Raw genomic sequence first — 24,711 nt, 5'->3', positions numbered from 1 at the left:
GGGCTTCGGCCACGCCGCCGGGCGATTTGATCCGGATCAAGGACGGCGGCGGCGCGCCGGCGCCTTGTTGGCGGCATGGCGGCCCGGCGGTTCGGGATCACCCGCCCATTCCAGGCCTTGCCATGCCCGGCAGATTGCAAGCCCCGCCCCCGCCGCTGGTCGCCCTCGCCGGCCGCCCGGTGCCCCGCTACACCTCCTACCCGACCGCGCCGCATTTCCATGCCGGCGTCGACCAGGCGACCTATCGCCGCTGGCTGGGCGAACTCTCGCCCTGCGCCAGCCTGTCGCTCTATCTGCACGTGCCTTTCTGCGCCGCCATGTGCGCCTATTGCGGATGCCACACCAAGGTGACGCGGCGCGAGCAGCCGATCGAGCAGTATCGCGACCGGCTGATCCGCGAGATCCACCTGGTCGCCGCAGCGACCGTCGCTCGCCGGGTGACGCATCTGCACTGGGGCGGCGGCACCCCGACCATGCTCGGCGCCGAGGGTCTTGCCGCCATCGTCGAGCGGCTGTCGCTGTGCTTCGACCTGCAGCCGGCCCTCGACCATGCCATCGAGCTCGACCCCCGCCGGGTCACGCCGGGGCTTGCCGGCGATCTCGCCCGGATCGGCGTCACCCGGGCCAGCCTCGGCGTCCAGGACCTCAACCCGCATGTCCAGGCGGCGATCGGCCGGATCCAGCCGGTCGAAACCGTGGCCGCGGCGGTCGTGGCACTGCGCGATGCCGGCCTGCGCGACATCAGCTTCGACCTCATGTACGGCCTGCCCGGGCAGACCGTCGGCGATGTCGAACGGTCGACCGCCGCTGCGCTGCGGCTGAAGCCCGACCGGATCGCCCTGTTCGGCTACGCCCATGTGCCCTGGCTGAAGCGGCACCAGCGGCTGATCGACGAGGCCGCCCTGCCCCGGCCGGTCGACCGGCTCGGCCAGGAGGCCGCGGCGCGGACCGCCATCATCGCCGCCGGCTACGAGGCGATCGGCCTCGACCATTTCGCGCGGCCCGGCAACGCCATGGCGGCGGCCGCGCGCGCCGGCCGCCTCAGGCGCAACTTCCAGGGCTATACGACCGATCGCGCCGATGCCCTGATCGGGCTCGGCGCCTCGGCCATCGGGCGACTGCCGCAGGGCTTCGTTCAGAACGCGCCGGATCTCGCCGGCTATGCCCGCGCCGTCGACGGCAGGACCTTCGCCACGACCCGCGGGCTGCGCCTCACGCCCGAGGACCGGCTGCGCGGCGCCGTCATCGAACGACTGATGTGCGATCTCGGCGCCGATCTCGACCAGGCGGCCGGCCGGTTCGCCGCCGACCCGCGCCCGCTCCACGCCGACGCCGCGGCGCTCGCGCCGCTGGCGCAGCACGGCGTCGTGCGGTTCGACGGCCGGCGCGTCACCGTTCCGGAGGCCGGCCGGCCCTATCTGCGTCTCGTCGCCTCGGCCTTCGACAGCCATCTCGGCCGCGCCGGGCGCCATTCGCGCGCCGTCTGACCGGAGCGGCCGCCGCCATGACCGCCTCGGGACTGCCGCTGCTTGTCGGCCTCATGATGGGGCTGGCGGCAAGTCTGCACTGCGCCGGCATGTGCGGCTCCATCGCCTCGGCGCTGATGCTCGCCACCACGCCGCGTGACGCCGCGGCGGACCGGACGCGCAGCCTGCTCCTCGCCCAGGCCGGCCGGGTCGCCGCCTATGCGCTCGCCGGCGGCATTCTCGGCGCCTCCGGTTCGGGCCTTGCCGGCCTGTTCGACCAGGCCGCGGCGCACCGGCTGCTGCGCTGGGCCGCTGCGGCGACCGTCGGCTGGATCGGCCTGTCCACCGCCGGCCTCCTGCCGCCGCTCGCCGCGCTCGATCGCTTCGCCCTGCCGATCGGCCGGCGCATCGCCGCCCTGCCCGCCGGCGCCGCCGGCCTGCCGGCGCTGGTGACCGGCATCGCCTGGGGTTTCATGCCCTGCGCCATGGTCTATGGCGCGCTGTTCACGGCCCTGCTCACCGGCTCCGGCGCCGGCGGCGGCGCCCTGATGCTCGGTTTCGGCCTCGGCACCCTGCCCGCCGTGATCGGCACCTCCTTGGCGCTCGACAGGCTGCGCCTGGCCGCCCGCGCGCCGGCTGCCCGCCGCGCCATCGGCCTCGCCATCGCCGCCTATGCCGGCCTGTCGCTCTGGGTCGGGCCGGAAACCGGCATTCTCTGCCTGCCGGGTTCCTGAGCCCCCGCGACGCCCCCTATCCGAGCAGCGCCTCGCCGTAATGAAACAGCGCCGGCGTGCCCCCGGTATGCAGGAACAGCACGGAGCTGCCGCGCCGGATGACACCCGCCTCGACCGAGCCGATGAGCCCGGCAAAACCCTTGGCCGTATAGACGGGATCGAGCAGCAGGCCCTCCGCCCGGGCGGCATGCCGGATCGCGGCATTGCCCGCTTCGCTCATGATCGCGTAGCCGGGACCGACATAGTTCTCGTCGACGATGATCTCGGCGGGCTGCCAGCGCCGGTCGATGCCGACGAGCGCGGCCACCGCATTGGCGAGCCTGGCGACACGCTCCGCGAAAGGCACCGGGCTGATGCTGACCGGGATCCCGACGATCCGGGTTTGCGGCCAGGCCAGCGCGCAGCCGGCGACGAGGCCGGCAAGCGTGCCGCCGGAGCCGACCGGCACGACCAGCACGTCGGGCGCAGGCCGCCCGGCCGCGCGGTACTGCTCGGCCAGTTCGCGGGCGCAGGCGACATAGCCCGCCGCGCCGAGGGCATTGGAGCCGCCGACCGGAATGACGTAGGGGGTCTCGCCGCGCGCCTCCGCCGCGGCGCCGAGGGCCTGCATGCGCGCCTCGTGCTCGGCCGGAAAGCGGGCCGCGTCGAGATAGTCAATCTCCGCGCCGAACAGATGGTCGAGCAGGAGGTTGCCTTGCGCCGCCGGCGGCCTCTCGCCGCGCAGCACCAGGACCGGCGTCATGCCGCAGCGGCGCGCCGCCGCCGCGGTGATGCGCGCATGGTTCGATTGCAGGCCGCCGGCGGTGAGCACGACGCTCGCTCCCTTCGCCCTGGCATCGGCCATCAGGAATTCGAGCTTGCGCACCTTGTTGCCGCCGCCACCAAAGCCGGTGAAATCGTCGCGCTTGGCGCTGAGATCGATGCCGAGCTCGGCGCCGAGCCGCGCCAGCGGCTCGACCGGGGTCGGCGCGGCGCCGAGCGGCAGGCGGGGCAGATGGTCGAGTGTCATGCGCATGTGTCCGGATGGTCAGGCCTCGGCGGCGGCCGGCTGCATTCGGCCGATCTCATGGAAGCGGCGGCACCGGACGAAATGGCCCGCCGCAACCTCGTCGAGATCGGGGATCGGCGGCACGCGGCAGGCATCCCGCGCCTCCGGGCAGCGCGGATGGAAGCTGCAGCCGGCGGGCGGATCGAGCGGATTGGGGATCTCGCCGGAAATCCTGGTGCCGCGGCTCAGCTTGAACGGGTCCGGGATCGCGGCGATCAGCGCCCGCGTATAGGGATGGCCGGGCCTGGCGAAGATCTCCTCCCAGGGTCCGCTCTCGACGATCCGGCCGAGATACATGACCGCGACCCGGTCGCTCATATGCTCCACCACGCCGAGATCGTGGCTGATCATGATGTAGGAGAGGCCGAGCGTCGCCTTCAGCTCGAGCAGCAGGTTGATGATCTGCGCCCGGATCGACACGTCGAGCGCCGAGACCGGCTCGTCCAGGATGACGATCTTCGGCTCCAGGATCAGGGCGCGGGCAATACCGATGCGCTGGCGCTGGCCGCCGGAAAATTCGTGCGGATAGCGCTCCGCGGCATCGGCTCGCAGTCCGACGCGCGCGAGCATGGCCTCGACCCGCCCGTCGATCTCGGAAGCCGCGCTGATGCCGTGCAGCCGCAGCGGATCGGCCAGCGTCTTGCGCACGGTCTGGCGCGGATTGAGCGAGGAATAGGGATCCTGGAACACCATCTGGGCGACCCGCGCCCGCGCCTTGCGGTCGATGGCGGCGCTGCCGACCTCGGTGCCGTCGACCACGATGCGGCCGCGAGTCGGCGGCTGCAGGCCGAGCATGGCAAGCGCGAGCGTCGACTTGCCGCAGCCGGACTCGCCGACGAGGCCAAGGCACTCGCCGCGCTTCAGTTCGAGGTCGACGCCGTTGACCGCATGGACCACACGCCGCGGCCCGCCCAGCAGCCCGCCGCCGAGCGGGAAATGCACGGCGAGGTCTTCCACCTTGAGGATGACGGACTCAGGCATGATGGTGGCACCTCACGAGGCCGCCGCCGTCGAGCGGCGTCGCATCCGGATCCTGCCGCTCGCAGATGTCGGTCCGGGCGCCGCAGCGCGGATTGAACCGGCAGCCGGCCGGAAAGGCGGTGACCGGCGGCACGACGCCGGCAATTTCGTTGAGCTTCTTCTGCCCGTGCCGTCCGCGCGCGCCGAGCAGCGGCAGCGAGGCGACGAGGCCGCCCGTATAGGGATGGCTCGGGCTCTTGAACACGTCGGCCGCCGCGCGCTCCTCGACGAGGCGGCCGGCATACATGACGCCGACCCTCCGGCACATGTTGGCGATCAGCCCGAGATCGTGGCTGATCATCAGGACGGCGGTCCCCTTCGCCGCCGACAGTTCGCGGATGAGGTCGAGGATCTCCGCCTGCACGGTCACGTCGAGAGCGGTCGTCGGCTCGTCGGCGAGCAGGAGATCCGGCCCGCAGGCGAGCGCGATGGCGATCATCACGCGCTGGCGCATGCCGCCAGAGAGCTGGTGCGGATAGTCCTTCACCCGCCGCTCGGGCGCCGGCACCTTGACGCTGGCGAGCGCCTCGACGGCCTGGCGCCGGGCGTCGCTCCAGGATGCGCCGCGGTGCAGCACGAACATTTCGGCGATCTGCCGGCCGACGGGCTGCAGCGGATTGAGCGCCGTCATCGGTTCCTGGAAGATCATCGAGATGCGGTCGCCGCGCAGCTTGCGCAGTTCCGAGGGACCGAGGCCCTGGATCTCGCGCCCCTCGAAGCGGATGGTGCCGCCGCCGATGCTGAGCGGCGGCTTCAGCAGCCCCATCAGCGCGAGCGTCGTGATGCTCTTGCCGCAGCCGGATTCGCCGACCAGCCCATAGGTCTCGCCGCGCCGGATGCTGAAGGAGACGTCCTCGACCGCCGCGAAGCGGCGCTCGCCGACGGAAAGGTCGATCCTCAGGTTCTCGACCTCGAGAAGCGGCTGATCGGTCATGACCGTCGGCTCCGCGACTGCGGGTCGAGAATATCGCGCAATCCGTCGCCGAGCAGGTTGAGGCCGAGCACGGTGACGAAGATGGCAAGGCCCGGGAAGACCGAGATCCAGGGCGCGGTGGAGATCTGCTCGCGGGCGTCGGAGAGCATGCTGCCCCAGCTCGGGAACGGCGGGCGGATGCCGAGGCCGAGGAAGGACAGGGTCGCCTCCGCCAGCACCGCGCCGCCGATGCCGAGCGTGCCGATGACGATGATCGGGCCGAGCATGTTGGGCAGGAGCTGGGTCAGCATGATCCGGATGTCGCTGTAGCCGAGCGTCTTCGCCGCCTGGACATAGCCCTGGCTTTTCAGCGACAGCGCCGAGGCGCGCGCCAGGCGGCAGGTGAACGACCAGTTGGTGAGGCCGAGCGCGATGAGGAGACTGGTGAGGCCGGGACTGAGCACGGCCATGATCGCCAGCGCGAAGATCAGCGAGGGGATCGACAGCATCATATTGGTGAGGCCAGAGACGAAATCGTCCCACCAGCCGCCCCAGTAGCCGGCGGACAGGCCGAGCGCGACGCCGATCACCGTGTTGATGAGCTGCGAGATGATGCCGACGGTGAGCGAGATGCGCGCGCCGTAGAGCACGCGGCTGTAGATGTCGCGCCCCTGGGCATCGGTGCCGAACCAGAATTCGGCGCCCGGCGGCAGCTCGGCATTCATCAGGTTGGCGTCCAGCACCGGGTCGGAATGGGCGAGCCAGGGCGCGAACACCCCGGCCACCACCACGACCGCGAGCGAGATGCCGCCGATGACGAGACTGGCATTGAGCTTCATGGGCGCGCCCTCAGGTATATTTGATGCGCGGATCGACGATGGCGCAGAGCACGTCGACCAGCGTGTTGATGACGAGGAACAGCAGCACGATGAACAGGATCGCGCCCTGCACCACCGGAATGTCGCGCAGGGTGACGCTGTCGACCAGCAGCGAGCCGAGGCCCGGCCAGGCGAACAGCTTCTCGACCACCACGGCCTGGCCGATCACCGTGCCGAACTGCAGGCCGATCGTGGTGAGCACGATGACCAGCGCATTGCGTGCGAGATGCCAGCGCACCACCCGGCTTTCGCTCATGCCCTTGGAGCGGGCGGTGCGGACGAAGTCGGCATTCATGATGTCGAGCACCGCGGCGCGGGTGGTGCGCGCGAGCAGCGCCATCGGCGCGACGCCGAGCGTCACCGCCGGCAGGATCAGGTGGCTTAAGCCCCCGTTGCCGTAGCCGAAGCTCGGCAGCCAGCCGAGCTGCAGCGCGAAGAGATACATGAGCAGCAGGCCGAGCCAGAATTTCGGCAGCGACAGTCCCGAGACGGCACCGACCATGGACAATGTGTCGAGCAGGCTGCCGGGTTTCAGCGCCGCGATGAAACCGAGCGCGACGCCGAAGACGATGGCGAAGACCATGGCCGCGAAGGTGAGCTGGGCGGTCGGCCAGAGCCGGGCCATCAGCATGGAGCCGACCGACTGGCGGGTGCGGAACGAGGTGCCGAGATCGAGCTGGGCGAGCTTCAGGACATAGTTGCCGAACCGGACATGAACCGGGTCGGAGAGGCCGAGCTCCTTGTTCATGCGCTCCATCACGGCCGGGTCGATGACGGTGCGGCCGTCGTCGCCGAGGCTGGAGGCGAAGGTGCCGGGAATGACGCTGAACAGGATGAAGATGAGGGCTGCGACGGCCAGGATGATGGGTACGGCCTGAACGAGGCGGCGCACGACGAAACGGATCATGGAGGGCTCCGGCCAGACGCTCCGGCAAGGCTCAGGCAAGGCCCGGAACGCGCGACGTGACGGTCGGATCGATCGTGGACGGGCCCGCCCCCAGGGAGGTGCGGGCCCGGTGCGCGCCTATTTGGCGGGCGAGGTCTCGTCGATCCAGATGTCCTCGTAGTTCTGGACGGCAAGCTCCGTGGCGTTCGGCTGCAGCCCGTGCACCCAGGGCTGATAGGCCATCACCGCCTTGTTGTAGTTGAAGAACCAGAACGGCAGCTCCTCGTAGAGGATGGCGTTGGCGCGGCGCAGGAGATCGAGGCGCTTGGCCTGGTCGTCGGTGCGGCCGGCCTCGTCCAGCAGCCGGTCGAAATCGGCGTTGCGGAACAGCGCGTAATTGCAGGCCGATTGCGGCGTCGCCGAATGGAAGCAGCGCAGCGCGGTGGCCGGATCCGGCCCCGACTGCATGGAGTACATGAAGGCCTGGTACTGGCCGTTGCGCAGCACCTCGGCGAGCACGGTGGATTCGACCGGCTTGATCGTCGCGCGGATGCCGACGCGCTGCAGCATCGGGATGATCGCCTCGACCACCACGATGCCCCAGCTCTCGTTCGCCGTGGCGGTGAACTCGAATTCGAAGCCGTTGGGATAACCCGCCTCGGCGAGCAGCTGGCGCGCCTTGGCGGGATCATGCGCATAGGGCCTCAGCGCGTTGTCGTAGGCCGGCGAGGAGATCGGCAGCCAGCTCGTCGCGCGGAACGCCTTCTCGCGCAGGAGGCGCTTGATGATGAGATCGGCATCGATGGCATAGGCGATCGCCTGGCGCACGCGCCGGTCGGAAAACGGCTTGAAGGTGGGGTTCATGCCGATCGAGCGGGTGAACACCTCGGGCACTTCGAGCAGGCCGCGCGAGAGCTGGGCATCGCCGCGATAGGCGACATATTGCGCGGCGCCGAGGATCGAGGCATCGATCTCGCGGCTGCGGAAGGCGACGTCGCGCGCGGCGGCCTCGCCCATGATCGAGATCACCACCCGGTCGGCATAGGGCCGGCCCGGCTTGTAGTAGCGCTCCCAGCGCTCGGCGACGAGGCGCGAGCCCGGCACATATTCGACGAACTTGTACGGGCCGAGGCCGATCGGCCGCGACAGGAAGGCCTCGCTGTTGCCCTCCCCTTGCGGATAGATCGAGGTGGTGGCCTGGAAGAAGTTGAAGGCCGGGTCGACCTTCTCGGTCAGCGTCATTTCCAGGGTGAAGTCGTCGATCTTGCGCAGGCCCGAGATCTCGCGCGCCTGGCCCTTCTCGACCTCGACCGCGCCCTTGATGATGCGGGCGTAGCGCGCGCCCGGAAACGCCTTGGAGGCGTCCATCAGCCGGGTATAGGTCCAGATGATGTCGTCGGCGGTCATCCGCCGGCCGTTGTGGAAATAGGCGTCGTCGCGCAGCTTGAACGTATAGACGAGGCCGTCCGCCGAGACCTGCGCCTCGCGGGCAAGCTCCAGCACCGGCTTGTTGGCGTTCGCGTCCCAGCTGTAGAGCGTCCGGTGGATCGCCCGCGCCCAGATCTCGTCCTGGCTGCGCGGCGTCGTATGGATGTCGAGGCTCGCAAAGCTCGAGCCGTAGGGCGCGGTGAACCGGATCGTGCCGCCGCGTCGCGGCGTCTGCGCATCGGCGGCCGTGGCCAAGAGCCCGGCCACTCCCATGACGGCGGCGAACGCCATCGCAACAAAAGACTTCCTCATGAAGGCCTCTACTCCCCCGGACCGTCAGCCGCCTGGCTGCGGCTTCCACGAGCCGGCCCTCGCCGGCTCCGACATGCCGATCGCAGGTGACGACCCGCGCCGGCTCTTCTTGTTGAGACGCAGCCTAGAATCATTCCGCCGCCGGAGGCGACTGCCATTTTGCACAAGTCCCCTACAGATTGCCGGATCCTGTCGGCAGAATGCCGCCTCGCTCCGCCGCCGGGATCATGACAGGCTGGCGCGGCGTGTATGCCACGCTGCAGCGATCGGCCTGCCGTCGCCTGTTGAAACGCCCCTGCCCGGCACGCCTGGACCGTCCGCAGCCTGCCGGTCGCCCAAAAACGGCCTGTGGGAAAACTTTGACAAGACGGGTTGATGACGGCTGCGAACATCCCTATAAACCGGCGCGCCGCATCGCGGTCGCGCTCCCTTCGTCTAGAGGCCTAGGACACCAGCCTTTCACGTTGGGTACAGGGGTTCGAATCCCCTAGGGAGCGCCAATTTCCGCCGACGGCCCGCCCCCAGCACGCTATTGCTGCCGAAACCGAGCCCTTGCCGGGAGCGGCTGATGCCGAGGCATGAAGGCGTCGAATCGGCGCTTTTGTCGGTAAAGAAGTTCGAAGCGCTTACGCGCCGTTGAGGCGATTTTGGCGCGTGCCCGAGGCGGGCGCCGAGCGGTCATACGCGGAACTCTTGAAAGGGCGGCGGCCTGCCCTAAATCCCTAAACACCGGTCGCCGATAGGGGCCGGCCCGCCGCACACACGCGCCGGCGGGTGACGCTTGTATCCATGTTGCTCAATGGAGGATGTGGCTATGAGAACCACTCTGGACGTCTCTCCGCTGTTCCGGTCGAGCATCGGCTTCGACCAGATGCTGAACGCGCTCGAGGCAGCAAGCCGAGTCGAACCGTTCAATGACTGGCCACCTTACGACATCATCAAGGTGGGCGAGGACGACTACCGCATCACGATGGCGCTGGCCGGCTTCGCGCAGAGCGATCTGACCATCATGCAGGAACAGAACCTTCTCATCGTGTCTGGCCAAAGGCCCGAGGATGACGACGCGCGGTATCTGCATCGCGGCATCGCCAACCAGGCGTTCCGGCGTCGCTTCGAGCTCGCCGACCATGTCAAGGTCGTCGGTGCCAAGCTCGGAAACGGACTGCTGATCATCGACCTCAAGCGCGAACTGCCCGAGGCGATGAAGCCGCGCCGGATCGAGATCGCGACCGGCGCCACACTTCCGAAGGTCGAGACGAAGCAGAGCCAGCCCGAGACGCGGGCTGCTGCCTGAGGCAGATCTTCCCGCCATAGCTGTTCGCACAGAGCGCCGGGCTGACTGCCCGGCGCCACGGGATCGCTATGGCAATTCAATGAACAGGAGGAGGATACAATGGGTGTTCGCGACCTGATCCCCTGGGGCCGCTCGGCCAGCAGCCACGTCCCGGTCCTCTATGGTGAGGATGACCGCAACCCGTTCCTGTCACTGCATCGCGAGATGAATCGGCTGTTCGACGATGTCTTCCGTTCATTCGACAGCCGCCTGCCGGCCCTGGGCTCCGTGCCTCGAGTCATCTGGCCCACCGTCGAGATTTCCGACACCGGCACAGAACTCAAGGTGACGGCCGAGATTCCCGGACTTGAGGAGAAGGACATCGAGGTGCTGCTCGATGACGGTGTGCTGACGCTGAAAGGCGAAAAGCGTTCGGAGACAGAAGACAAGGAGAAGCAGTTCTCCGAACGCTTCTTCGGTCATTTCGAGCGCCGAATTCCGCTCGGCATCGAGGTCGAGCCGGACAAGGTCGAGGCGCGCTTTCGAAACGGCTTGCTGACCATAACCCTGCCCAAGAGCGCGAAAGCACAATCGCAGGCAAAGCGGATCGCGATCAAGAGCTGACGAGGTGGAATAGCCGGCGGCGGTCTGGCAGCGCCGCCGGTACCACCCCTTGCCAGATGGGAGGGATGGACGAGGGAGATCTACACGTTCGCCTCGGAGGCGATCTTGGTCCATAGGGCGAGGTGACAGCCTGCGTGAAACGCGCCGATGCGGCAGTGTCTGCTGGTGGAAAAATGCGAACCACCACGTCCGTGGCTGATCTCTTGCCAGGGCTCATGCGCCGTCTTGAACGCCGCGGCGGCCGATCCGTGAAGCGGCAGCGGACGTCCGCCTCGGCCGGCCAGCGCCGCATGTCCCGAATGAGATCGATGGGAAGGCGCAAGGCGGCCGGGACCTGGCGATGGCCGGGATGGCGGGCGTGAAGGCCGCTCGCCACCGACGCCCAGTCGCCGAGCACGGCCATCAGGCCCCGTCCGGATGTGCGGGCGAAGGACAGGCTCCGCGCCGTCAATGATGCCGGCTCCACCGAGGCCCAGACCGATCGAGGCATGGCTTGCATCAACGGTCAATGTGCCGGGCGCGGCGAGCGCGACCGCCCTGTCGCTCCTTTCGAACTCCCATTGGCAAAGCTGGTCGGTGCCCCGTCGGATCCGGACACAGCGGTGACCCGGCAACTCGCGCCCGCCGCCTTGGTCGATCAGAACGCGGAGCGTCACCGACTGACGCTCGAAACCTTGGAGAGCACGTGACCGTCCCCCTCACGGCGCCGCCTTCCAGTGCGGATTGTCGTGTTTCAGGATCACCATGGTCGTGGTTTCCCCGACCGCGGGGATGGACTGCAGCACGTCGCGGATGAAGGTGCCGAGCTCATCGAGGTCGCGCACCCAGATGCGCAGGACATAGTCGACATTGCCGGCCACCAGCAGGCATTCGGTGATCTCCGGCCGCTTGGCTATGGCCGAGAGGAACTGCTCGGTTCCTTCGGTACCATGGCGGGCCAGCCGCACCGAGCAGAGCACGCTGACCGTCAGCCCGAGCGCCGCCGGGTCGATCCGGGCGGCATAACCCTTGATGACGCCCTCCTCCTCCATCCGCTTGACGCGGCGCCCGCAGGGCGTGGCCGACAGGCCGACGCGCTCGGCGAGATCCAGCATGGAAATCCGCCCGTCCCGGCGCAGCACGTCGAGAATCCGGTGGTCGATCGCATCGAGAACGGCCATGAGTGAAAAACTCTCAGAATCTTCTCATCGGGAGTGATATCACGCGCAGATGGCGCAATGAACGTCGGAAATCGCGGAGTTTCATCAGGGTCTTGCCGATTAGACTGTCCTTGGCGGCCGCGCCTCGCCGGCCGCCCAACCCGATCCGAGGACACGACCATGCCGCCCCCTGCCCGACGCCCGACATTTGCCGGTTGGCTCGCCGAGACCAACGACGTCACGCAGATCTTCCTGGCGGCGGGCCGGATCCCCGACCTCATCAACATGGCCGGCGGCCTGCCCGACCCGGCGACCTGGCCGGTGGCCGATCTCTCGGCGCTCGCCGCCAGGGCGATAGCCGACCATCCCGGCGAGGCGCTCGCCTATGCCCCGATCGAGGGCCTCACGGGCCTGCGCGACCTGATCGCGGCGCGCTTCAGCTCTCCGGGCCTCCATCTCACGCGCGACAATGTGCTGATCACGTCGGGCGGGATGCAGGCTCTCGACCTCATCGGCAAGGTGCTGCTCGACCAGGGCGGGCTGGTCGCGGCGCAGAGCCCGGCCTATCTCGGCGCGCTCGACGCCTGGAAACCGCGCTATCCCCGCTATCGGCCGATGTGCCTGGAAGCCGGCGATTTCGACCCGGCGCTGGCGCTGCGCGATGCGCAGTTCGCCTATACCGTGCCGAATTTCTCGAACCCGACCGGCCGGCTGGTCGGGCTCGGGGAGCGCCGCGCGCTGGTCGCGGCGGCCGAAGCCACCGGCACCTGGCTCATAGAGGACGATCCCTATGGCACGCTCTATTACGATGGCGCGCCGCTGCCGCGGATGCTGAGCCTCTCGGCCGGCGGCGCGGCCGTCTATGACGGACCGGTCGTCTATCTCGGCACGCTGTCGAAGGAACTCGCCCCCGGCTTCCGCATCGGCTGGGTCGTCGCCGCGCCCGACATGATCCAGGCCCTGATCAGCGCCAAGCAGGGTTCGGACATGTCGAGCTCAGGCCTCAGCCAGCGCATCGCGCACGAGGCTTTCGCGATGGGGCTGACCGAGCGCATCCTGCCCGATGTCCTCGCGCTCTACCGCGCGCGCCGCGATGCGCTCGGAGCGGCCATGGCGCGCCACCTCGGCGACCTCTTCGACTGGGAGATCCCGGCGGGCGGCATGTTCGTCTGGGCGACGGCGCGCGATGCCGCGCTCGACACCGATCGCCTGCTCCGCGAAGCGCTCGCGCACGGCGTCTGCATCACGCCGTCGAGCGTCTTCGATCCCGAAGGCCGGAACCGCCGGTCGATCCGTATCAACTTCACCCTGAACGCTCCCGACAAGCTCGACGAAGGGGTGCGCCGGCTGGCCGAGGCGACCCGCACGACGCTTGCCAGGGCGGCCTGACCGGCCGCCGCAGGCGGCACGGCATGAGCCCGGCCCCCCCGCGCAAATCGCAAACGGCCTCGGCGCTGTCCGGGCAGCGCCACGGCCGGCAACCTCGACGCGTTCGGGAATGCCTCCGGCCATGCCGGAAAACATGCGGAAGGCAGGCCGTCGCAAGCTGCGAACCGGCGTTGGTTCCGTGACCTCACCGGAGCGGACCGGCCCTTTCGGCCGCCTGGCGTCAGCGCTCGGCCCCCGCAAGCCATGTCTCCCAGACGATCTGGGCTCTCGCACCGATGCCGCGCAGCGGCTCGGGCGGCAGCCAGTTCGGGCCGTCGAGCGCCAGCCGGTCGCTCAGCAATTGCGACGGCACGCCATGGGCGAGCTCCGCCAGCAGCCTGCCGTGGATCGTGCCGCGGGTGACCCCGGCGCCGCCGCAGCCGGCCGAGACGAAAAGGCCCGGCCTGACCTCGCCGAACAGGAAGGCGCCATTATGCGTCACCGCGGTCAGCCCGCCCCAGACATGTTCGAAGGCATAGCTCTTCAACCCCGGGAAGCGGTTGCGGTAGAGCTGCGTCAGCATGGCCCGCGCCGCATCGGGCTCGAGTTCGCGCTCATAGGAATCGCCGCTCCTCACCAGCAGCCGACCCATCGTCTTGCGCAAGGTGGAGCCCATGCGGTGGGCCGGCAGCGCGCCCCATTGCGGCGCCTCGCCGAAACGTTCGAGCGTCGCCGCGTCGAGCTCGGGCGTGAAGGCGCCATAGGTGTAGATCCCGACCATCCGGTCGCCGCCGAGGCCGAAAGCCCGGGCATGCAGATTGTTGGTCAGGAACAGCCGGTCAGCGACGAAGTCGCCGCGGCTCGTGCGCACCGTGAAGGAGGCCTCATTGCCGAGCGCGAGCACCGGGGTGTTCTCGACCAGCGTCACCGCCGCCGGCAGGCTGTCGGCAAGCCCCCGGTGCAGCGCGGCCGGCTGCACCAGCGCGCGCGTCAGCGACTGGATGCCGCGGCGATAATAGCCTGTCCCGAAGATGCGCCTGAGCTCCTCGGCCGCATAGTCCTTCGATGCGATGCCCCAGGACAGGTAGCGGTCGCGCGTCGCGCGGACGGTCCTTTCGCCGCCGGCTGTCGCCGCCGCCGTGATGGCCGGCACATCCTCCTGCCAGTCGCAGGCGATCGCATGGGTCGCGACGAGCTGGCGCAGCCAGTCGAGCCCGGCCTGAACCAGCGCGATCTGGCGCGCCGCCCAATCGGCAGTGAAGCCTGCGGCATTGGCGCTCGGCTCGCCGGGATTGATCAGCAGGTAGCCGGAATTCCGCCCCGAAGCCCCCTCGCCCATCGTCGCCGCATCGAGGAGCAGCACCTCCTCGCCCGGGGCGAGCTCGGCGAGACGCCGGGCCGCGGCGAGGCCGGTATAACCGGCGCCGACGACGATGGTCCGGAACCGGCGCTGCCGCGGCACCTCCTCCCGCGGCACGCGTTCCGGCAGCAAGGCGTTCCAGCCGGACCGGGCCTTGTAGGCGGGCGCTGTCTCATGGTTCGTCATGTCGCACCGGATGGTTTCAGGCCGCTCGACGCCCGGCGGGGCGAGCGAACGGCAGGTCAGGTGGCCGCGGCTTCGCGCACGAAGCCGGGCACGGCGGCGAGCAGCTCGCGCGTATAGGCGGCGTCGGGCTGCTCGAACACGCGCCGCGACGGCCCGATCTCGACGATCCGGCCGCGCTGCATCACCGCGATGCGGTCGCAGATGTTGGACGCGACGCGCAGGTCGTGGGTGACGAAGATCATCGCGAAGCCGAGCCTGAGCTGCAGGTCCTCGAACAGCCGCAGCACCTGCGCCTGCACCGAGACGTCGAGCGCCGAGACCGCCTCGTCGGCGACGATCACCGAGGGCTCCATGGCGAGCGCGCGGGCAATGCAGATCCGCTGGCGCTGGCCGCCGGAGAATTCGTGCGGGAAACGATCGAGCGCGTCGTGCCGAAGCCCGACCAGCTCCATCAGCTCCGCGGCGCGCGCGATGGCCCTGGCGCGCGGCAGACCATGCTGCACCGGCCCCTCGATCAGCGACTGGCCGACCCGACGGCGGGGATTGAGCGACTTGTAGGGGTCCTGAAAGACCATCTGGATATGCCGGCGCATCTCGCGCAGCGCCGCGCCGGCAAGCCCCGCGACGTCGCGCTCCCTGAACAGGATGCGGCCGGAATCGGGCGTCTCGAAGCGCAGCAGGGCCTTGGCGAGGCTGGTCTTGCCGGAGCCGGATTCGCCGACGATGCCGAGCGTCTCGCCCGGCGCGAGGCTGAACGAGACGGCGTCGAGCGCGCGCGTCTCCCGGCGCGCGCCGAGAAAGCTCGTCGAACGATAGGTCAGCGTCAGGTTCTCGACGGCGAGCAGCGGCCGGTCGCGGGCCTCCGGCTCGGCCCGGTAACGGAAGCGCGGCACGGCGTCGATCAGCGCGCGCGTATAGGCATGCTCCGGCGCGTTCAGCACCTTCGCCGGTGCGCCGCGCTCGACCACCTCGCCCTGGCGCATGACCACGACATGGTCGGCGACATCGGCGACGACGCCGAAATCATGGGTGATCATCAGGATGCCGCTGTCGTGCTTGGTCAGGAGCTCGCGGAACAGCCTGAGGATCTGCGCCTGGGTGGTGACGTCGAGCGCCGTGGTCGGTTCGTCGGCGATGATCAGCGCCGGTTCCAGCGCCAGCGCCATGGCGATCATCACGCGCTGGCGCTGGCCGCCGGAGAGCTGATGCGGATAGGCCCCGGCGAGCCGCGCGGGATCGGGCAGATGCACATCCGCCATCAGCTCGCCGACGCGGGCGGCCACCCGCTCGCGCGCCATGTCCGGACGATGGATGCGCAGCACCTCGGCAATCTGCTCGCCGACCCGCATGACCGGATTGAGCGCCGTCAGCGGCTCCTGGAAGATCATCGCCATGCGGTTGCCGCGCAGGTCGCACAGGCGCGCCGGCGAAGCGGCGGCAATGTCCTCGCCCTCCAGGCGGATCGTGCCGGCGGTAATGCGCAGCACCGTCTCGGGCAGGAGACGCATGACGGCGGCGGCCGTCACCGACTTGCCCGAGCCGGACTCGCCGACCACGCAGACGATCTGGCGGCGATGGACCTCGAGCGAGAGCCCATGAACCGCATGGGTGCGGTCGAGTCCTTCGGGAAGCGCGACGCTCAGGTTTTCGATGCGAAGGATCGGCTCTGACGCGGTCATGACGAGACTTTCGCGGCGCGGGAGAGACGCGGATCGAGCCGGTCGCGCAGGCCATCGCCAAGCAGGTTGACGGCCATGACGGTGACCGCGAGGAACAGCCCCGGCGCGATGATCGTCCACGGCGCGCGCTGGAACACCGCGCGCCCCTCGGCCAGGACATTGCCCCAGCTCGGCAGGTCCGGCGGGAAGCCGACGCCGAGGAAGCCGAGCACGGCTTCCGACAGGATCGCCGCCGCGAACATGTAGGTCGTCTGCACGATCAGCGGCGCGATGCAGCTCGGCAGGATGTGGCGGACGAGCACGCGCAGCGGCGGAATGCCGAGGCCCTCGGCCGCGCGCACATAGGCTTCCTCGCGCACGCTGAGCACCACGCTGCGCACCAGCCGCGTCACGCGCGGGATCTCGGCGAAGGTGATCGCGGCGACGATGGTCACGAGGCTCGGTCCGACCAACGACACCAGCGCCACGGCGAACAGGATGCCGGGAATGGCCATGATGCCGTCCATGATCCGCATGACGATCGGATCGAGCCAGCGCAGATAGCCGGTCAGGAGCCCCACCACGGTGCCGATCGCGGCGCCCGCCAGCGCCGCCAGCAGGCCGACCAGCAGCGAGATCCGGCCGCCATGCAGCACGAGCGCGAAGACGTCGCGGCCGAGCGCATCGGTGCCGAACCAGAAGTCGGCACCCGGCGGCCTGAGCCGCTGGCGCGGACGGATCAGCAGCGCGTCGTCGCCCGTGATCGGCGCCGCGAAGACGGCCGAGAGCACGATCGCGATCAGCAGCACGCCGCTGAACAGGGCGACGCGGTTCGCCAGCAGCGCCTCGACGAGCGGGCTGCGGCGCGCGCGGGATAGGGTGCGTTCCGTGACCGACATGACCGGCCTCAATACCGGATGCGCGGATCGACGATCACATAGGCGATGTCGATCAGGAGGTTCACGCCGACATAGATCAGCGCGAAGAAGAGCATCAGGCCCTGAACCACCGGATAGTCGCGGGCGAGGATCGCGTCGATGGTCAGGCGGCCGACGCCGGGAATGTTGAAGACGCTTTCGGTCACCACCACGCCGCTGATCAGGAGGGCGATGCCGAGCCCGATCACCGTGATGATCGGCACGGCGGCATTCGGCAGCGCGTGGCGCCAGAGCACGCGGCGCTCGATATTGCCCTTGGCCCGCGCCGTGCGCACGAAATCCTCGCCGAGCACTTCGAGCAGGCTGGAGCGGGTGACCCGGGCGATCAGCGCCATGAAGACGAGGGCGAGCGTCAGCGAAGGCAAGGCGAGATGACGCAGCGCGGCGAGCGGATCCTCGAACGGGCTGACATAGCCCTGGACCGGGAAGATGTCGGCCTTCACCGCCAGCAGCAGGATCAGGATGTAGCCGATGACGAAGGCCGGGACCGAAAAGCCGACCACCGACAGCATCATCACCGCCCGGTCGATCCAGCTGTTGTGCCGCCAGGCGGCGATCGCGCCGAGCGGCACGGCGACGAGCACAGTGATCAGGATCGCGCTCGCCGCCAGCACCAGCGTCGGCTCCAGCCGGTCGAAGATCAGGCTGAGCACGGGGATCTTCGACAGGATGGACATGCCGAGATGGCCGCGCGCGATCTCACCGAGCCAGGCGAGATATTGCACGGCGAGCGGCCGGTCGAGGCCCATATCGGTGCGGATGCGCGCCAGGGCCTCGGGCCCGGCCGTCTCGCCGGCAATGACGAGCGCGGGATCGCCCGGGCTCAGGCGAAGCAGGAGGAAGACGATGGTGGCGACGACCAGCATGACCGGCACAGCCATCGCGATCCTGAGCGCGATCAGCCTCAGCATCAGACCTTGTCCACGCCCCAGGTGACCATGACCGGCGACGGCACGTAGCCGGAGACGTTGGAGCGGAAGGCCTCGTAGTCGAAATAGGTGCCGAGCGGGATGTAGAAGACGAGCTCGTAGGCGCGCTTCTGCATGGCCTCGACGATCGCCTTCTGCCGCTCCGGATCGGTCTCGCGCTGGTAGCGGTCCTTCAGAGCCTCCGTTTCCGGATCGTCGACGAAACCGGTATAGGCGCCCCTGCCCCGCGCATCGAAATTGAGATTGCCGAGCGGTGAGATCAGGTCGATCCGGTCGAACACCGCATGGGCCAGGTTCCAGCCGCCTTCGGCGACCGGATCGGTCTTGGCGCGCCTCGCCAGGAATGCGCTCCATTCCATGGTCTGGATATCGGCGGGCATGCCGATCTGGCGCAGGAGCTGCTGGGTCAGCGGCGCCAGCGGCGCGAAGGAGGCGATGTCGCCCGGCGTGATGATGACGATCCTCTCGCCCTTGTAGCCGGCCTCCTGCAGCAGCGCCTTGGCCTTGGCGATATTGGGCTTGCCGGTATCGGGAAAGCCGACGGCGGTTTCCAGCGGCGTGCCGCAGCCGAAGAAGGCCGGGCAGATCTGATAGGATTCCGGGTCGCCGATCGAGGCGTCCATATAGTCCCGCTGGGTGACGACCGCCTGCACCGCCTGGCGCACCTTCACATTGTTGAACGGCGGCTGCGCCCAGTTGAAGCGGATGGTCGAGGCATTGGGCCCGGGCCGGCGGCGGATCACCACGTCCCGGTTGCCCTGCAGCAGCGAACGCTGGTCGGCGTTCAGGTTTTCCAGAAGGTCGATCTCGCCCTTGGCGAGCGCGTTGATCGCCGTCTGCTTGCTCGGAAACCAGACGACCTCGACGCGGTCGACCTTGACCTGCTTGCCGCCGGCCAGGCCATCGGGCGGCTCGGCGCGCGGGACATATTTCTCGAAGCGCTCATAGGCCCAGCTGACGCCCGGGCGGAATTCGGACTGCACGAAGCGGAACGGGCCGGAACCGACGACCTCCTCCAGCACCTTGTCCGGCGCGAGCGCGGCAATGCGTTTCGGCATGACGAAAAGCGGGATGGAGCTCGGCCGGGCGAAAGCTTCCAGCATCGGCCCGAACGGTTCCTTCAGGTCGATGCGGAAGGTCTTGCCGTCGACCGCCCGCATGGCCGTGATCGCGGCGGCAAGGCGCAGGCCGACCACGTCCTTCTTGGCCCAGCGCGCGATCGAGGCGACGCAGTCCTCCGCGGTGACCTCCTGCCCGTCATGGAAGGCGAGGCCATCGCGCAGCACGAAGGTCCACGACAGCTTGTCCGCGCTGACCGACCATTCTCTGACCATTTGCGGCTGCGGCCGGTAGCGCGCATCCACCGCGAACAGCGTGTCATAGACCATGAAGGCGTGGTTGCGGGTGATGTAGGCGTTGGTCACGACCGGGTCGAGCACACGCAGGGCGGCATGCGGCGCCAGCCGCAGCGTCTTCTTTCCCTGCGCGCGCGCCGGGCTCATGGCGGCGAAAAGGGCTCCGGCCGACAGGGCCAGGGCATCGCGTCGATGGATCAGCATGGGCTCCGTTCCCCCTTGTCTCGGGCGGGCTTGGCGCCCGCTTCGTCGGTGATGCGTCGTCGGCTCAGTAGCTGCGGCCCCGGCGGGGGTCCGGCCAGAACGAGGTGCCCGCGCGCGCCGCACCGCCGCCCATTCCCATCGGCACGCCGTCGGCGCGCCAGCACGCGGCACCCTCCATCGCACCGTCGGCGCCGAAGCCGATGATCGCCATGCCGCCGGCGACGTGATCGACCGGCGCGATGCGATGGCCGAGCGCGGCAAGCTTCGCGCGCACGGCCTCCGGCACGCCGAGTTCGATCTCGGCCTCCTGGCCCCAGGTGAAGACGCGCGGCGCTTCCGCCGTCTCCTGCGGGCTCATGCCGTGGTCGACGAGATTGAGCACGGCCTGCATGGCGGAGGCCGGGATGCGGTGCGCGCCGGGCAGCCCGAGCGCGAACAGCGGCCGGCCGTCGCGCTTGCCGATCAGCGCCGTGATGCCGCTCGTGATGCGCTTGCCGGGCTCCAGCGACAGCGCCTTTCCGGGATGCGGATCGAACAGATACATGTAGTTGTTCGGGATGATGCCGGTTCCCGGGATCATGATGCGCGCGCCGAACAGGCTGTTAATCGTCTGCGTCGAGGTGACGATGTTGCCCTCGGCGTCGGCGAGCGTGACATGCGTGGTATTGGCCGACTCGTTCGACAGGATGCGGGCATCGAAGGTTCCGGCCCGGCCGGGGTCGATCTCCGTGCGCCGCAACGCCGCATAATCCTTGGAGATCAGCCTATCGGTCGGAACGTCGACGAAATCGGGATCGGCGGTGACCGCGCGCCGGTCGGCGGCCGCGATCTTCAGCGCCTCCAGCACGAGATGCAGCGTCTCGGCCGTGCCGAAGCCGAGCTGCCGCACGTCATAGGCTTCCAGCAGGTTCAGGATCTGCAGCGTCTGCACGCCGCCCGAGCATGGCGGCGGCGGCCCGACGATCTCGACGCCGCGATAGAGGCCGCGGACCGGCTCGCGCTGGATCGTCCGATAGGCGGCGAGGTCCTCGAACCGGAGGAACGAGCCGGCCTGTTCGAGATGGGCGGCGATGCGCCTGCCGAGCGCGCCGCCATAGACCGCAGCGGGCCCTTCCGCCGCGATCTGGCGGAGCGTTCCGGCATAGTCGCGTTGAACCAGCAGGTCGCCCGCCTGCAGCGGCTTGCCGCCCGGCAGGAAGACGGCCGCGATCTCCGGGTCGAGGGCGAGATCGGGCGCGATCTCGTTGATGCAGGTGGCAAGATAGGGCGACAGCCGGAAGCCGCGCTCGGCGTGGCGGATCGCCGGCGCGATCAGATCAGGCAGCGGCAGGCGGCCGAACCGCTCGGCCGCCTCGCACCAGGCCTTCAGCGTGCCCGGCACGGCGACGGCCTTCGGTCCGACGCGGTTGGCGCGGCCCCTCGCCTCCATATAGTCGGGCCATGCGTCCGAAATCGGCGTGAAGCTGTCCGGGCGAGCCGCCGCCGGCGCCGTCGACAGGCCGTCGAGCACGATCTCGCGGCCATCCGCGAGGCGGATCAGGGCGACGCCACCGCCGAGAATGCCTACCATCATCGGCTCGACCACGGTCAGCGTGAACAGGGCCGACACCGCGGCATCGATGGCATTGCCGCCGGCCGCCAGCATTTCGACGGCCGCGGCGGATGCCAGCGGATGGTTGGTCACGGCCATGCCACGATGCGACGCGACGGCCGTCTTTTCACAAATGAAGGGGCTTCCCGCCCGATCGCGCCAATCCATAGCCACGAACCCGCTGTCGATGATCAGCGATTATTCGGCCGGACTTTCAAATCGGTCCAATACGTGGCTGGCGGATTTTTGATAATTTGAGCTTATTGATTGGCCGGCTGCGCGCTCTTGCGCGCATGGGCAGCGAAGGCGCGCGCCACCGGCGAGGGCTCGTTGCGCCGATAGCCCACGGCAAGCTCGGCCAGCACCGGCTCGCCGGCAATGGCGCGGTAGCGCAGCCCCGGAACCTGGATGCTCCTCAGCGACTGCGGCACCAGCGCGACGCCGAGACCGACCGCGACCATGCTGGCTATGGTGACGAAGTCGCGCCCCTGCGGACCGAGGCGCGGGAAGAAGCCGGCGGCCCGGCAGGCCGCGGTCGTATGGGCGTGAAAGCTGACGCCCGCCGGGTGGCGCGGCGTGATGAAGATGTCGCCGTTGAGGGCCGAGAGCGGCACCGCATCCGCTCCCGCCAGCGGGTGGTTCCCCGGCAGCGCAAGCATGATCTCCTCGAACAGGACCGGCGTCGAGGCGATGCCGAGCGGCAGCGGCACGGGCGGGCGGATGAAACCGATATCGAGCTTGCCCTGGTCGAGCTGATCGAGCTGCTGCGCCATCTCCATTTCCGCAATGTCGAGCTCGACCTCCGGATAGGCCTTGCGGAATTCCCCGATCATGGTGGTCAGCACGCCGGTATAGGCGGCCGAGCCGACATAGCCGATGGCGATGCGCCCGAGCTCGCCCCGTCCGGCCCGGCGCGTCACCAGAAGCGCCGTCTCGGTCTGCTGCAGCGCCTTGCGCGCCTCCTCGGCGAAGAGCTCGCCGGCCAGCGTCAGCTTCACCGAGCGGCGCGTGCGGTCGAACAGGGGTGTTCCGACGATCGCCTCCAGGTTCTTGATCTGCTGGCTCAGGCCCGGCTGAGCGATGCGCAGCCGCTCGGCCGCGCGGCCGTAGTTCAGCTCCTCGGCGGTGGCGAGGAAATAGCGCAGATGCCTGAGCTCGAGCATCGCGCTGCTGGGACGTCGGCCAGCCGCCATCGGACATGCCTTTCTGTAAGAAGTCTGAATTCTCGAAAACGCGCGGGCGGGATATTGGACCGATCGAAGCTCGCTCAGCAATATCGCCGGACCGGTCACCGCCCTGCATCATCAGGCAAGTTGTGCATGAACCCTTTTTTCGCGGCCGCGCGGCCTTTCCCACGGCGCCACGAGGCGCCGTTCCCTCGCCTGCAGCGACGGCGGTGGGCGCGAGGCCGCCGCGGTCACGTCATCATGGTTCAGCCGGCCGGGCATAATGAGGATCGGCGGCCGATCCGCGCCGGTCATTTCCCCAGCGAAGCGAGCGAATTGCCATGAGCGGTCCCCTGGCTGGCATCCGGGTCCTCGACATGACCTCCGTGCTGATGGGTCCCTACGCGACCTCGATCCTCGGCGATATGGGAGCCGACGTCGTCAAGCTCGAATCGCCCGAGGGCGATCTCATCCGCCAGGTCGGACCGAGCCGCGGTGGCACGATGGGCGGCATGTTCATGCACGCCAACCGGTCCAAACGCAGCATCGCGGTCGACCTGAAGCAGGCGGCGGGCCGGGACGTCGCGCTCGCGCTGGCACGGACCGCCGACGTCCTCGTCTACAATCTCAGGCCGCAGGCGATGGAACGGCTGGGCCTCGGCTACGAGGCCGTGGCGGCAGCGAGGGCCGACATTGTCTATGTCGGCACGTTCGGCTTCGGCCAGGACGGTCCCTATGCCGCCAAGCCGGCCTATGACGATCTCGTCCAGGGCCTCTGCGCCGTGCCGGCGCTGATCGCCGATGCCGGCGACGGCACGCCGCGCTACGCGCCCATCAACATTGCCGACCGCGTCGTCGGCCTGCATGCGCTGGCGGCGATTCTTGCCGCCCTGCGCCATCGCGACCGGACCGGCCAGGGCCAGCGCATCGACATTCCGATGTTCGAGACGATGGCGAGCTTCGTCCTCGGCGATCATCTCGGCGGCCTGTCCTACGACCCGCCCCTGGACGGCGGCGGCTATGCGCGCCTGCTCGCCCCGGACCGCCGGCCGTTCCGGACCGCGGACGGCTATCTCTGCGCGGTCATCTATACCGATCGCCACTGGCAGCGCTTCATGGAGATCGCCGGACGCAAGGATTGGCGCGGCGATCCGCGCTTTGCCAGCCATGCCAGCCGCACGCGCCACATGGCCGAGATCATGACGGCGATCGCGGCGATCTTCGCCGGCCGCCCGACGGCCGATTGGGAACGGCTGCTCAGCGAAGCCGACATTCCGCATGCCCGCATGCACACGCTGGAATCGCTGCTCCGCGATCCGCACCTCGCGGAAGTCGGCTTCTTCCCCGTGTCGGAGCACGCCTCGGAGGGGCGCGTCCGGACCATGCGCGTCGCCTCGCGCTGGAGCGCCAGCCAGCCCGCGCCCGGCAGGGCCGCGCCACGCTTCGGCGAGCATGGCCGGGACGTGCTGCGGGAGGCGGGCTATGCGGAAGAGACCATCGAGCAGTTCATCGCAGCCGGCATCGTGGCCGGGCTGGAACCGGAGCCTTGACCCCCGAAGCCCGAAGGACGGGCCCGCCCGCGTAAGGCTCGCCGCGTCGGGCATCCCTGCCCGATCGGGCCGCCGCTTCGCGACGCAGCATGGCCCGCCCCGCCGACGACGGGCCCGCCGGCGGCCTCGCCTTCCCTAAAACGGAAGGTTTTTCAGTCGCATTGCACCAAGGCGACCTGTGGAAAAGCGGCCCGGCCGGGCGGTATTCCGTTGCCCGAATCCCTCTGCCCGCGCTGAATGGTCGTGTGGCCGGCGCTCTTGCCGGCCTCGGACAGTGCATGACAGCGGGATGGGTGTGCCGTGGACCTGACGTCGACAGCCATAGGCCCTGCGCCGGATCCGACGGAGCCCGATGACGGTCTCCGGGCCTTGGTGAGCTGGCGCCTTGCCGATCCTGCCTGGAAACCCTCGTTTCGCGACCTTCTCGATGATGCCCAGGCCTGCGTGGACCCGGCCGCCGGTGCGCCTGTCGTGCTCGCGGCCTTGCGCGATGCCGTGACCGCCAATCCGGCCCTCGCGCCGCGCGCACGGGTCGTCGCGCTGGAAGCCCAGCGCGCCATGAGCCCGCCCAGCGGGGCCGGCCGTACGCGCACCGGCCTTTTCAGCCGCGCCACCGCCCGGCTCTTCGGTGGCCTGCGCGCATCGAACGCGTCGCATCCCTGATCGATCCGCGCCGCGCCGGCGA

21 protein-coding genes and 1 tRNA gene are annotated in these 24,711 nt (G+C 69.2%); 8 read left to right on the top strand and 14 right to left on the bottom strand.

The window, feature by feature from the left end:
- The first annotated feature begins 122 nt into the window (after nt 1–122).
- Both hemN and OZ671_RS04385 read left to right on the top strand, forming a co-directional pair.
- Nucleotides 123–1,487, top strand: a complete 1,365-nt coding sequence (gene hemN / locus OZ671_RS04390; protein ID WP_268859594.1) for an oxygen-independent coproporphyrinogen III oxidase — start codon at nt 123–125, stop codon at nt 1,485–1,487.
- Nucleotides 1,488–1,504: 17 nt separating this feature from the next.
- Nucleotides 1,505–2,200, top strand: a complete 696-nt coding sequence (locus OZ671_RS04385) for a sulfite exporter TauE/SafE family protein (RefSeq protein ID WP_268859593.1) — start codon at nt 1,505–1,507, stop codon at nt 2,198–2,200.
- Nucleotides 2,201–2,216: 16 nt separating this feature from the next.
- Here the strand turns inward: OZ671_RS04385 and OZ671_RS04380 are convergent, their stop codons facing one another.
- The 6 genes from OZ671_RS04380 to OZ671_RS04355 all read right to left on the bottom strand — a co-directional run bounded on the left by OZ671_RS04380 (nt 2,217) and on the right by OZ671_RS04355 (nt 8,685).
- Nucleotides 2,217–3,209: a 1-aminocyclopropane-1-carboxylate deaminase/D-cysteine desulfhydrase gene (locus OZ671_RS04380; protein ID WP_268859592.1), complete on the bottom strand. Its 993-nt coding sequence runs from the start codon at nt 3,207–3,209 to the stop codon at nt 2,217–2,219.
- Nucleotides 3,210–3,227: 18 nt separating this feature from the next.
- Nucleotides 3,228–4,229 carry an ABC transporter ATP-binding protein gene (locus OZ671_RS04375; protein WP_268859591.1) on the bottom strand — a complete coding sequence of 334 codons (1,002 nt, stop codon included), beginning with the start codon at nt 4,227–4,229 and terminating at the stop codon, nt 3,228–3,230.
- Complete coding sequence (locus OZ671_RS04370) at nt 4,222–5,202, bottom strand: ABC transporter ATP-binding protein (protein ID WP_268859590.1); 981 nt, start codon at nt 5,200–5,202, stop codon at nt 4,222–4,224. The genes OZ671_RS04375 and OZ671_RS04370 overlap by 8 nt, the downstream gene beginning before the upstream one ends.
- Nucleotides 5,199–6,020, bottom strand: coding sequence for an ABC transporter permease (locus OZ671_RS04365; protein ID WP_038312649.1), 822 nt, complete (start codon nt 6,018–6,020; stop codon nt 5,199–5,201). Before OZ671_RS04365 ends, OZ671_RS04370 begins: the two co-directional genes overlap by 4 nt.
- Before the next feature lie 10 nt (nt 6,021–6,030).
- Entirely contained in the window at nt 6,031–6,966 is a 936-nt protein-coding gene (locus tag OZ671_RS04360) for an ABC transporter permease (RefSeq protein WP_038312646.1), read from the bottom strand.
- Between the two features lie 117 nt (nt 6,967–7,083).
- A complete protein-coding gene (locus OZ671_RS04355) occupies nt 7,084–8,685 on the bottom strand; it encodes an ABC transporter substrate-binding protein (protein ID WP_268859589.1) in 1,602 nt (533 codons plus the stop codon).
- A gap of 424 nt (nt 8,686–9,109) precedes the next feature.
- Between OZ671_RS04355 and OZ671_RS04350 the strand changes: the two genes are divergently transcribed.
- The 3 genes from OZ671_RS04350 (at nt 9,110) to OZ671_RS04340 (ending at nt 10,582) form a co-directional block, all read left to right on the top strand.
- Nucleotides 9,110–9,185, top strand: a tRNA-Glu gene (locus OZ671_RS04350).
- Nucleotides 9,186–9,499: 314 nt separating this feature from the next.
- Entirely contained in the window at nt 9,500–9,979 is a 480-nt protein-coding gene (locus OZ671_RS04345) for an Hsp20 family protein (protein WP_268859588.1), read from the top strand.
- Nucleotides 9,980–10,078: 99 nt separating this feature from the next.
- Nucleotides 10,079–10,582: an Hsp20/alpha crystallin family protein gene (locus tag OZ671_RS04340; protein WP_268859587.1), complete on the top strand. Its 504-nt coding sequence runs from the start codon at nt 10,079–10,081 to the stop codon at nt 10,580–10,582.
- A 698-nt stretch (nt 10,583–11,280) separates the two neighbouring features.
- Here OZ671_RS04340 and OZ671_RS04335 read toward each other — a convergent pair.
- Entirely contained in the window at nt 11,281–11,742 is a 462-nt protein-coding gene (locus OZ671_RS04335; protein WP_268859586.1) for an Lrp/AsnC family transcriptional regulator, read from the bottom strand.
- Nucleotides 11,743–11,901: 159 nt separating this feature from the next.
- Here OZ671_RS04335 and OZ671_RS04330 point away from each other — a divergent pair, with 159 nt between their 5' ends.
- The gene (locus OZ671_RS04330; RefSeq protein ID WP_268859585.1) at nt 11,902–13,110 is read left to right on the top strand and encodes an aminotransferase-like domain-containing protein; all 1,209 of its coding nucleotides are present in this window, start codon (nt 11,902–11,904) and stop codon (nt 13,108–13,110) included.
- A 220-nt stretch (nt 13,111–13,330) separates the two neighbouring features.
- On the opposite strand, the gene OZ671_RS04325 is transcribed toward OZ671_RS04330, so the two are convergent.
- The 7 genes from OZ671_RS04325 to OZ671_RS04295 all read right to left on the bottom strand — a co-directional run bounded on the left by OZ671_RS04325 (nt 13,331) and on the right by OZ671_RS04295 (nt 22,473).
- Complete coding sequence (locus OZ671_RS04325) at nt 13,331–14,635, bottom strand: NAD(P)/FAD-dependent oxidoreductase (protein WP_268859584.1); 1,305 nt, start codon at nt 14,633–14,635, stop codon at nt 13,331–13,333.
- Between the two features lie 56 nt (nt 14,636–14,691).
- The gene (locus OZ671_RS04320; RefSeq protein ID WP_268859583.1) at nt 14,692–16,314 is read right to left on the bottom strand and encodes a dipeptide ABC transporter ATP-binding protein; all 1,623 of its coding nucleotides are present in this window, start codon (nt 16,312–16,314) and stop codon (nt 14,692–14,694) included.
- On the bottom strand, nt 16,311–17,192 hold the full coding sequence (locus OZ671_RS04315) for an ABC transporter permease (RefSeq protein WP_103168521.1): 882 nt from the start codon (nt 17,190–17,192) through the stop codon (nt 16,311–16,313). Before OZ671_RS04315 ends, OZ671_RS04320 begins: the two co-directional genes overlap by 4 nt.
- Before the next feature lie 8 nt (nt 17,193–17,200).
- The gene (locus tag OZ671_RS04310; protein ID WP_268859582.1) at nt 17,201–18,142 is read right to left on the bottom strand and encodes an ABC transporter permease; all 942 of its coding nucleotides are present in this window, start codon (nt 18,140–18,142) and stop codon (nt 17,201–17,203) included.
- Nucleotides 18,142–19,719: an ABC transporter substrate-binding protein gene (locus OZ671_RS04305; protein ID WP_268859581.1), complete on the bottom strand. Its 1,578-nt coding sequence runs from the start codon at nt 19,717–19,719 to the stop codon at nt 18,142–18,144. Before OZ671_RS04305 ends, OZ671_RS04310 begins: the two co-directional genes overlap by 1 nt.
- Nucleotides 19,720–19,783: 64 nt before the next feature.
- Nucleotides 19,784–21,478, bottom strand: coding sequence for a gamma-glutamyltransferase (ggt, locus tag OZ671_RS04300; RefSeq protein WP_038312619.1), 1,695 nt, complete (start codon nt 21,476–21,478; stop codon nt 19,784–19,786).
- Between the two features lie 92 nt (nt 21,479–21,570).
- Nucleotides 21,571–22,473, bottom strand: a complete 903-nt coding sequence (locus OZ671_RS04295) for a LysR substrate-binding domain-containing protein (RefSeq protein WP_268859579.1) — start codon at nt 22,471–22,473, stop codon at nt 21,571–21,573.
- Nucleotides 22,474–22,817: 344 nt separating this feature from the next.
- On the opposite strand from OZ671_RS04295, the gene OZ671_RS04290 reads away from it, so the two are divergent.
- Both OZ671_RS04290 and OZ671_RS04285 read left to right on the top strand, forming a co-directional pair.
- A complete protein-coding gene (locus OZ671_RS04290; protein ID WP_268859578.1) occupies nt 22,818–24,026 on the top strand; it encodes a CaiB/BaiF CoA transferase family protein in 1,209 nt (402 codons plus the stop codon).
- 300 nt (nt 24,027–24,326) lie between these two features.
- Entirely contained in the window at nt 24,327–24,689 is a 363-nt protein-coding gene (locus tag OZ671_RS04285; RefSeq protein ID WP_268859577.1) for a hypothetical protein, read from the top strand.
- The last annotated feature ends 22 nt before the right edge of the window (nt 24,690–24,711 follow it).

It is taken from the genome of Phreatobacter sp. AB_2022a, from assembly GCF_026847585.1.
Taxonomy (GTDB): Bacteria; Pseudomonadota; Alphaproteobacteria; order Rhizobiales; family Phreatobacteraceae; genus Phreatobacter.
The sequence above is the reverse complement of the archived record's forward strand: the minus strand, read 5'-3'. Positions and strand labels throughout refer to the sequence as shown.

Coding starts and splice junctions, on each gene's coding strand:
- OZ671_RS04355 (WP_268859589.1), bottom strand. CDS start 8,685: ATGAGGAAGTCTTTTGTTGCGATGGCGTTCGCCGCCGTCATGGGAGTG.
- OZ671_RS04360 (WP_038312646.1), bottom strand. CDS start 6,966: ATGATCCGTTTCGTCGTGCGCCGCCTCGTTCAGGCCGTACCCATCATC.
- OZ671_RS04325 (WP_268859584.1), bottom strand. CDS start 14,635: ATGACGAACCATGAGACAGCGCCCGCCTACAAGGCCCGGTCCGGCTGG.
- OZ671_RS04290 (WP_268859578.1), top strand. CDS start 22,818: ATGAGCGGTCCCCTGGCTGGCATCCGGGTCCTCGACATGACCTCCGTG.
- OZ671_RS04315 (WP_103168521.1), bottom strand. CDS start 17,192: ATGTCGGTCACGGAACGCACCCTATCCCGCGCGCGCCGCAGCCCGCTC.
- OZ671_RS04345 (WP_268859588.1), top strand. CDS start 9,500: ATGAGAACCACTCTGGACGTCTCTCCGCTGTTCCGGTCGAGCATCGGC.
- hemN (WP_268859594.1), top strand. CDS start 123: ATGCCCGGCAGATTGCAAGCCCCGCCCCCGCCGCTGGTCGCCCTCGCC.
- OZ671_RS04310 (WP_268859582.1), bottom strand. CDS start 18,142: ATGCTGAGGCTGATCGCGCTCAGGATCGCGATGGCTGTGCCGGTCATG.
- OZ671_RS04380 (WP_268859592.1), bottom strand. CDS start 3,209: ATGACACTCGACCATCTGCCCCGCCTGCCGCTCGGCGCCGCGCCGACC.
- OZ671_RS04295 (WP_268859579.1), bottom strand. CDS start 22,473: ATGCTCGAGCTCAGGCATCTGCGCTATTTCCTCGCCACCGCCGAGGAG.
- OZ671_RS04330 (WP_268859585.1), top strand. CDS start 11,902: ATGCCGCCCCCTGCCCGACGCCCGACATTTGCCGGTTGGCTCGCCGAG.
- OZ671_RS04335 (WP_268859586.1), bottom strand. CDS start 11,742: ATGGCCGTTCTCGATGCGATCGACCACCGGATTCTCGACGTGCTGCGC.
- OZ671_RS04370 (WP_268859590.1), bottom strand. CDS start 5,202: ATGACCGATCAGCCGCTTCTCGAGGTCGAGAACCTGAGGATCGACCTT.
- OZ671_RS04375 (WP_268859591.1), bottom strand. CDS start 4,229: ATGCCTGAGTCCGTCATCCTCAAGGTGGAAGACCTCGCCGTGCATTTC.
- OZ671_RS04340 (WP_268859587.1), top strand. CDS start 10,079: ATGGGTGTTCGCGACCTGATCCCCTGGGGCCGCTCGGCCAGCAGCCAC.
- OZ671_RS04305 (WP_268859581.1), bottom strand. CDS start 19,719: ATGCTGATCCATCGACGCGATGCCCTGGCCCTGTCGGCCGGAGCCCTT.
- OZ671_RS04365 (WP_038312649.1), bottom strand. CDS start 6,020: ATGAAGCTCAATGCCAGTCTCGTCATCGGCGGCATCTCGCTCGCGGTC.
- OZ671_RS04320 (WP_268859583.1), bottom strand. CDS start 16,314: ATGACCGCGTCAGAGCCGATCCTTCGCATCGAAAACCTGAGCGTCGCG.
- ggt (WP_038312619.1), bottom strand. CDS start 21,478: ATGGATTGGCGCGATCGGGCGGGAAGCCCCTTCATTTGTGAAAAGACG.
- OZ671_RS04385 (WP_268859593.1), top strand. CDS start 1,505: ATGACCGCCTCGGGACTGCCGCTGCTTGTCGGCCTCATGATGGGGCTG.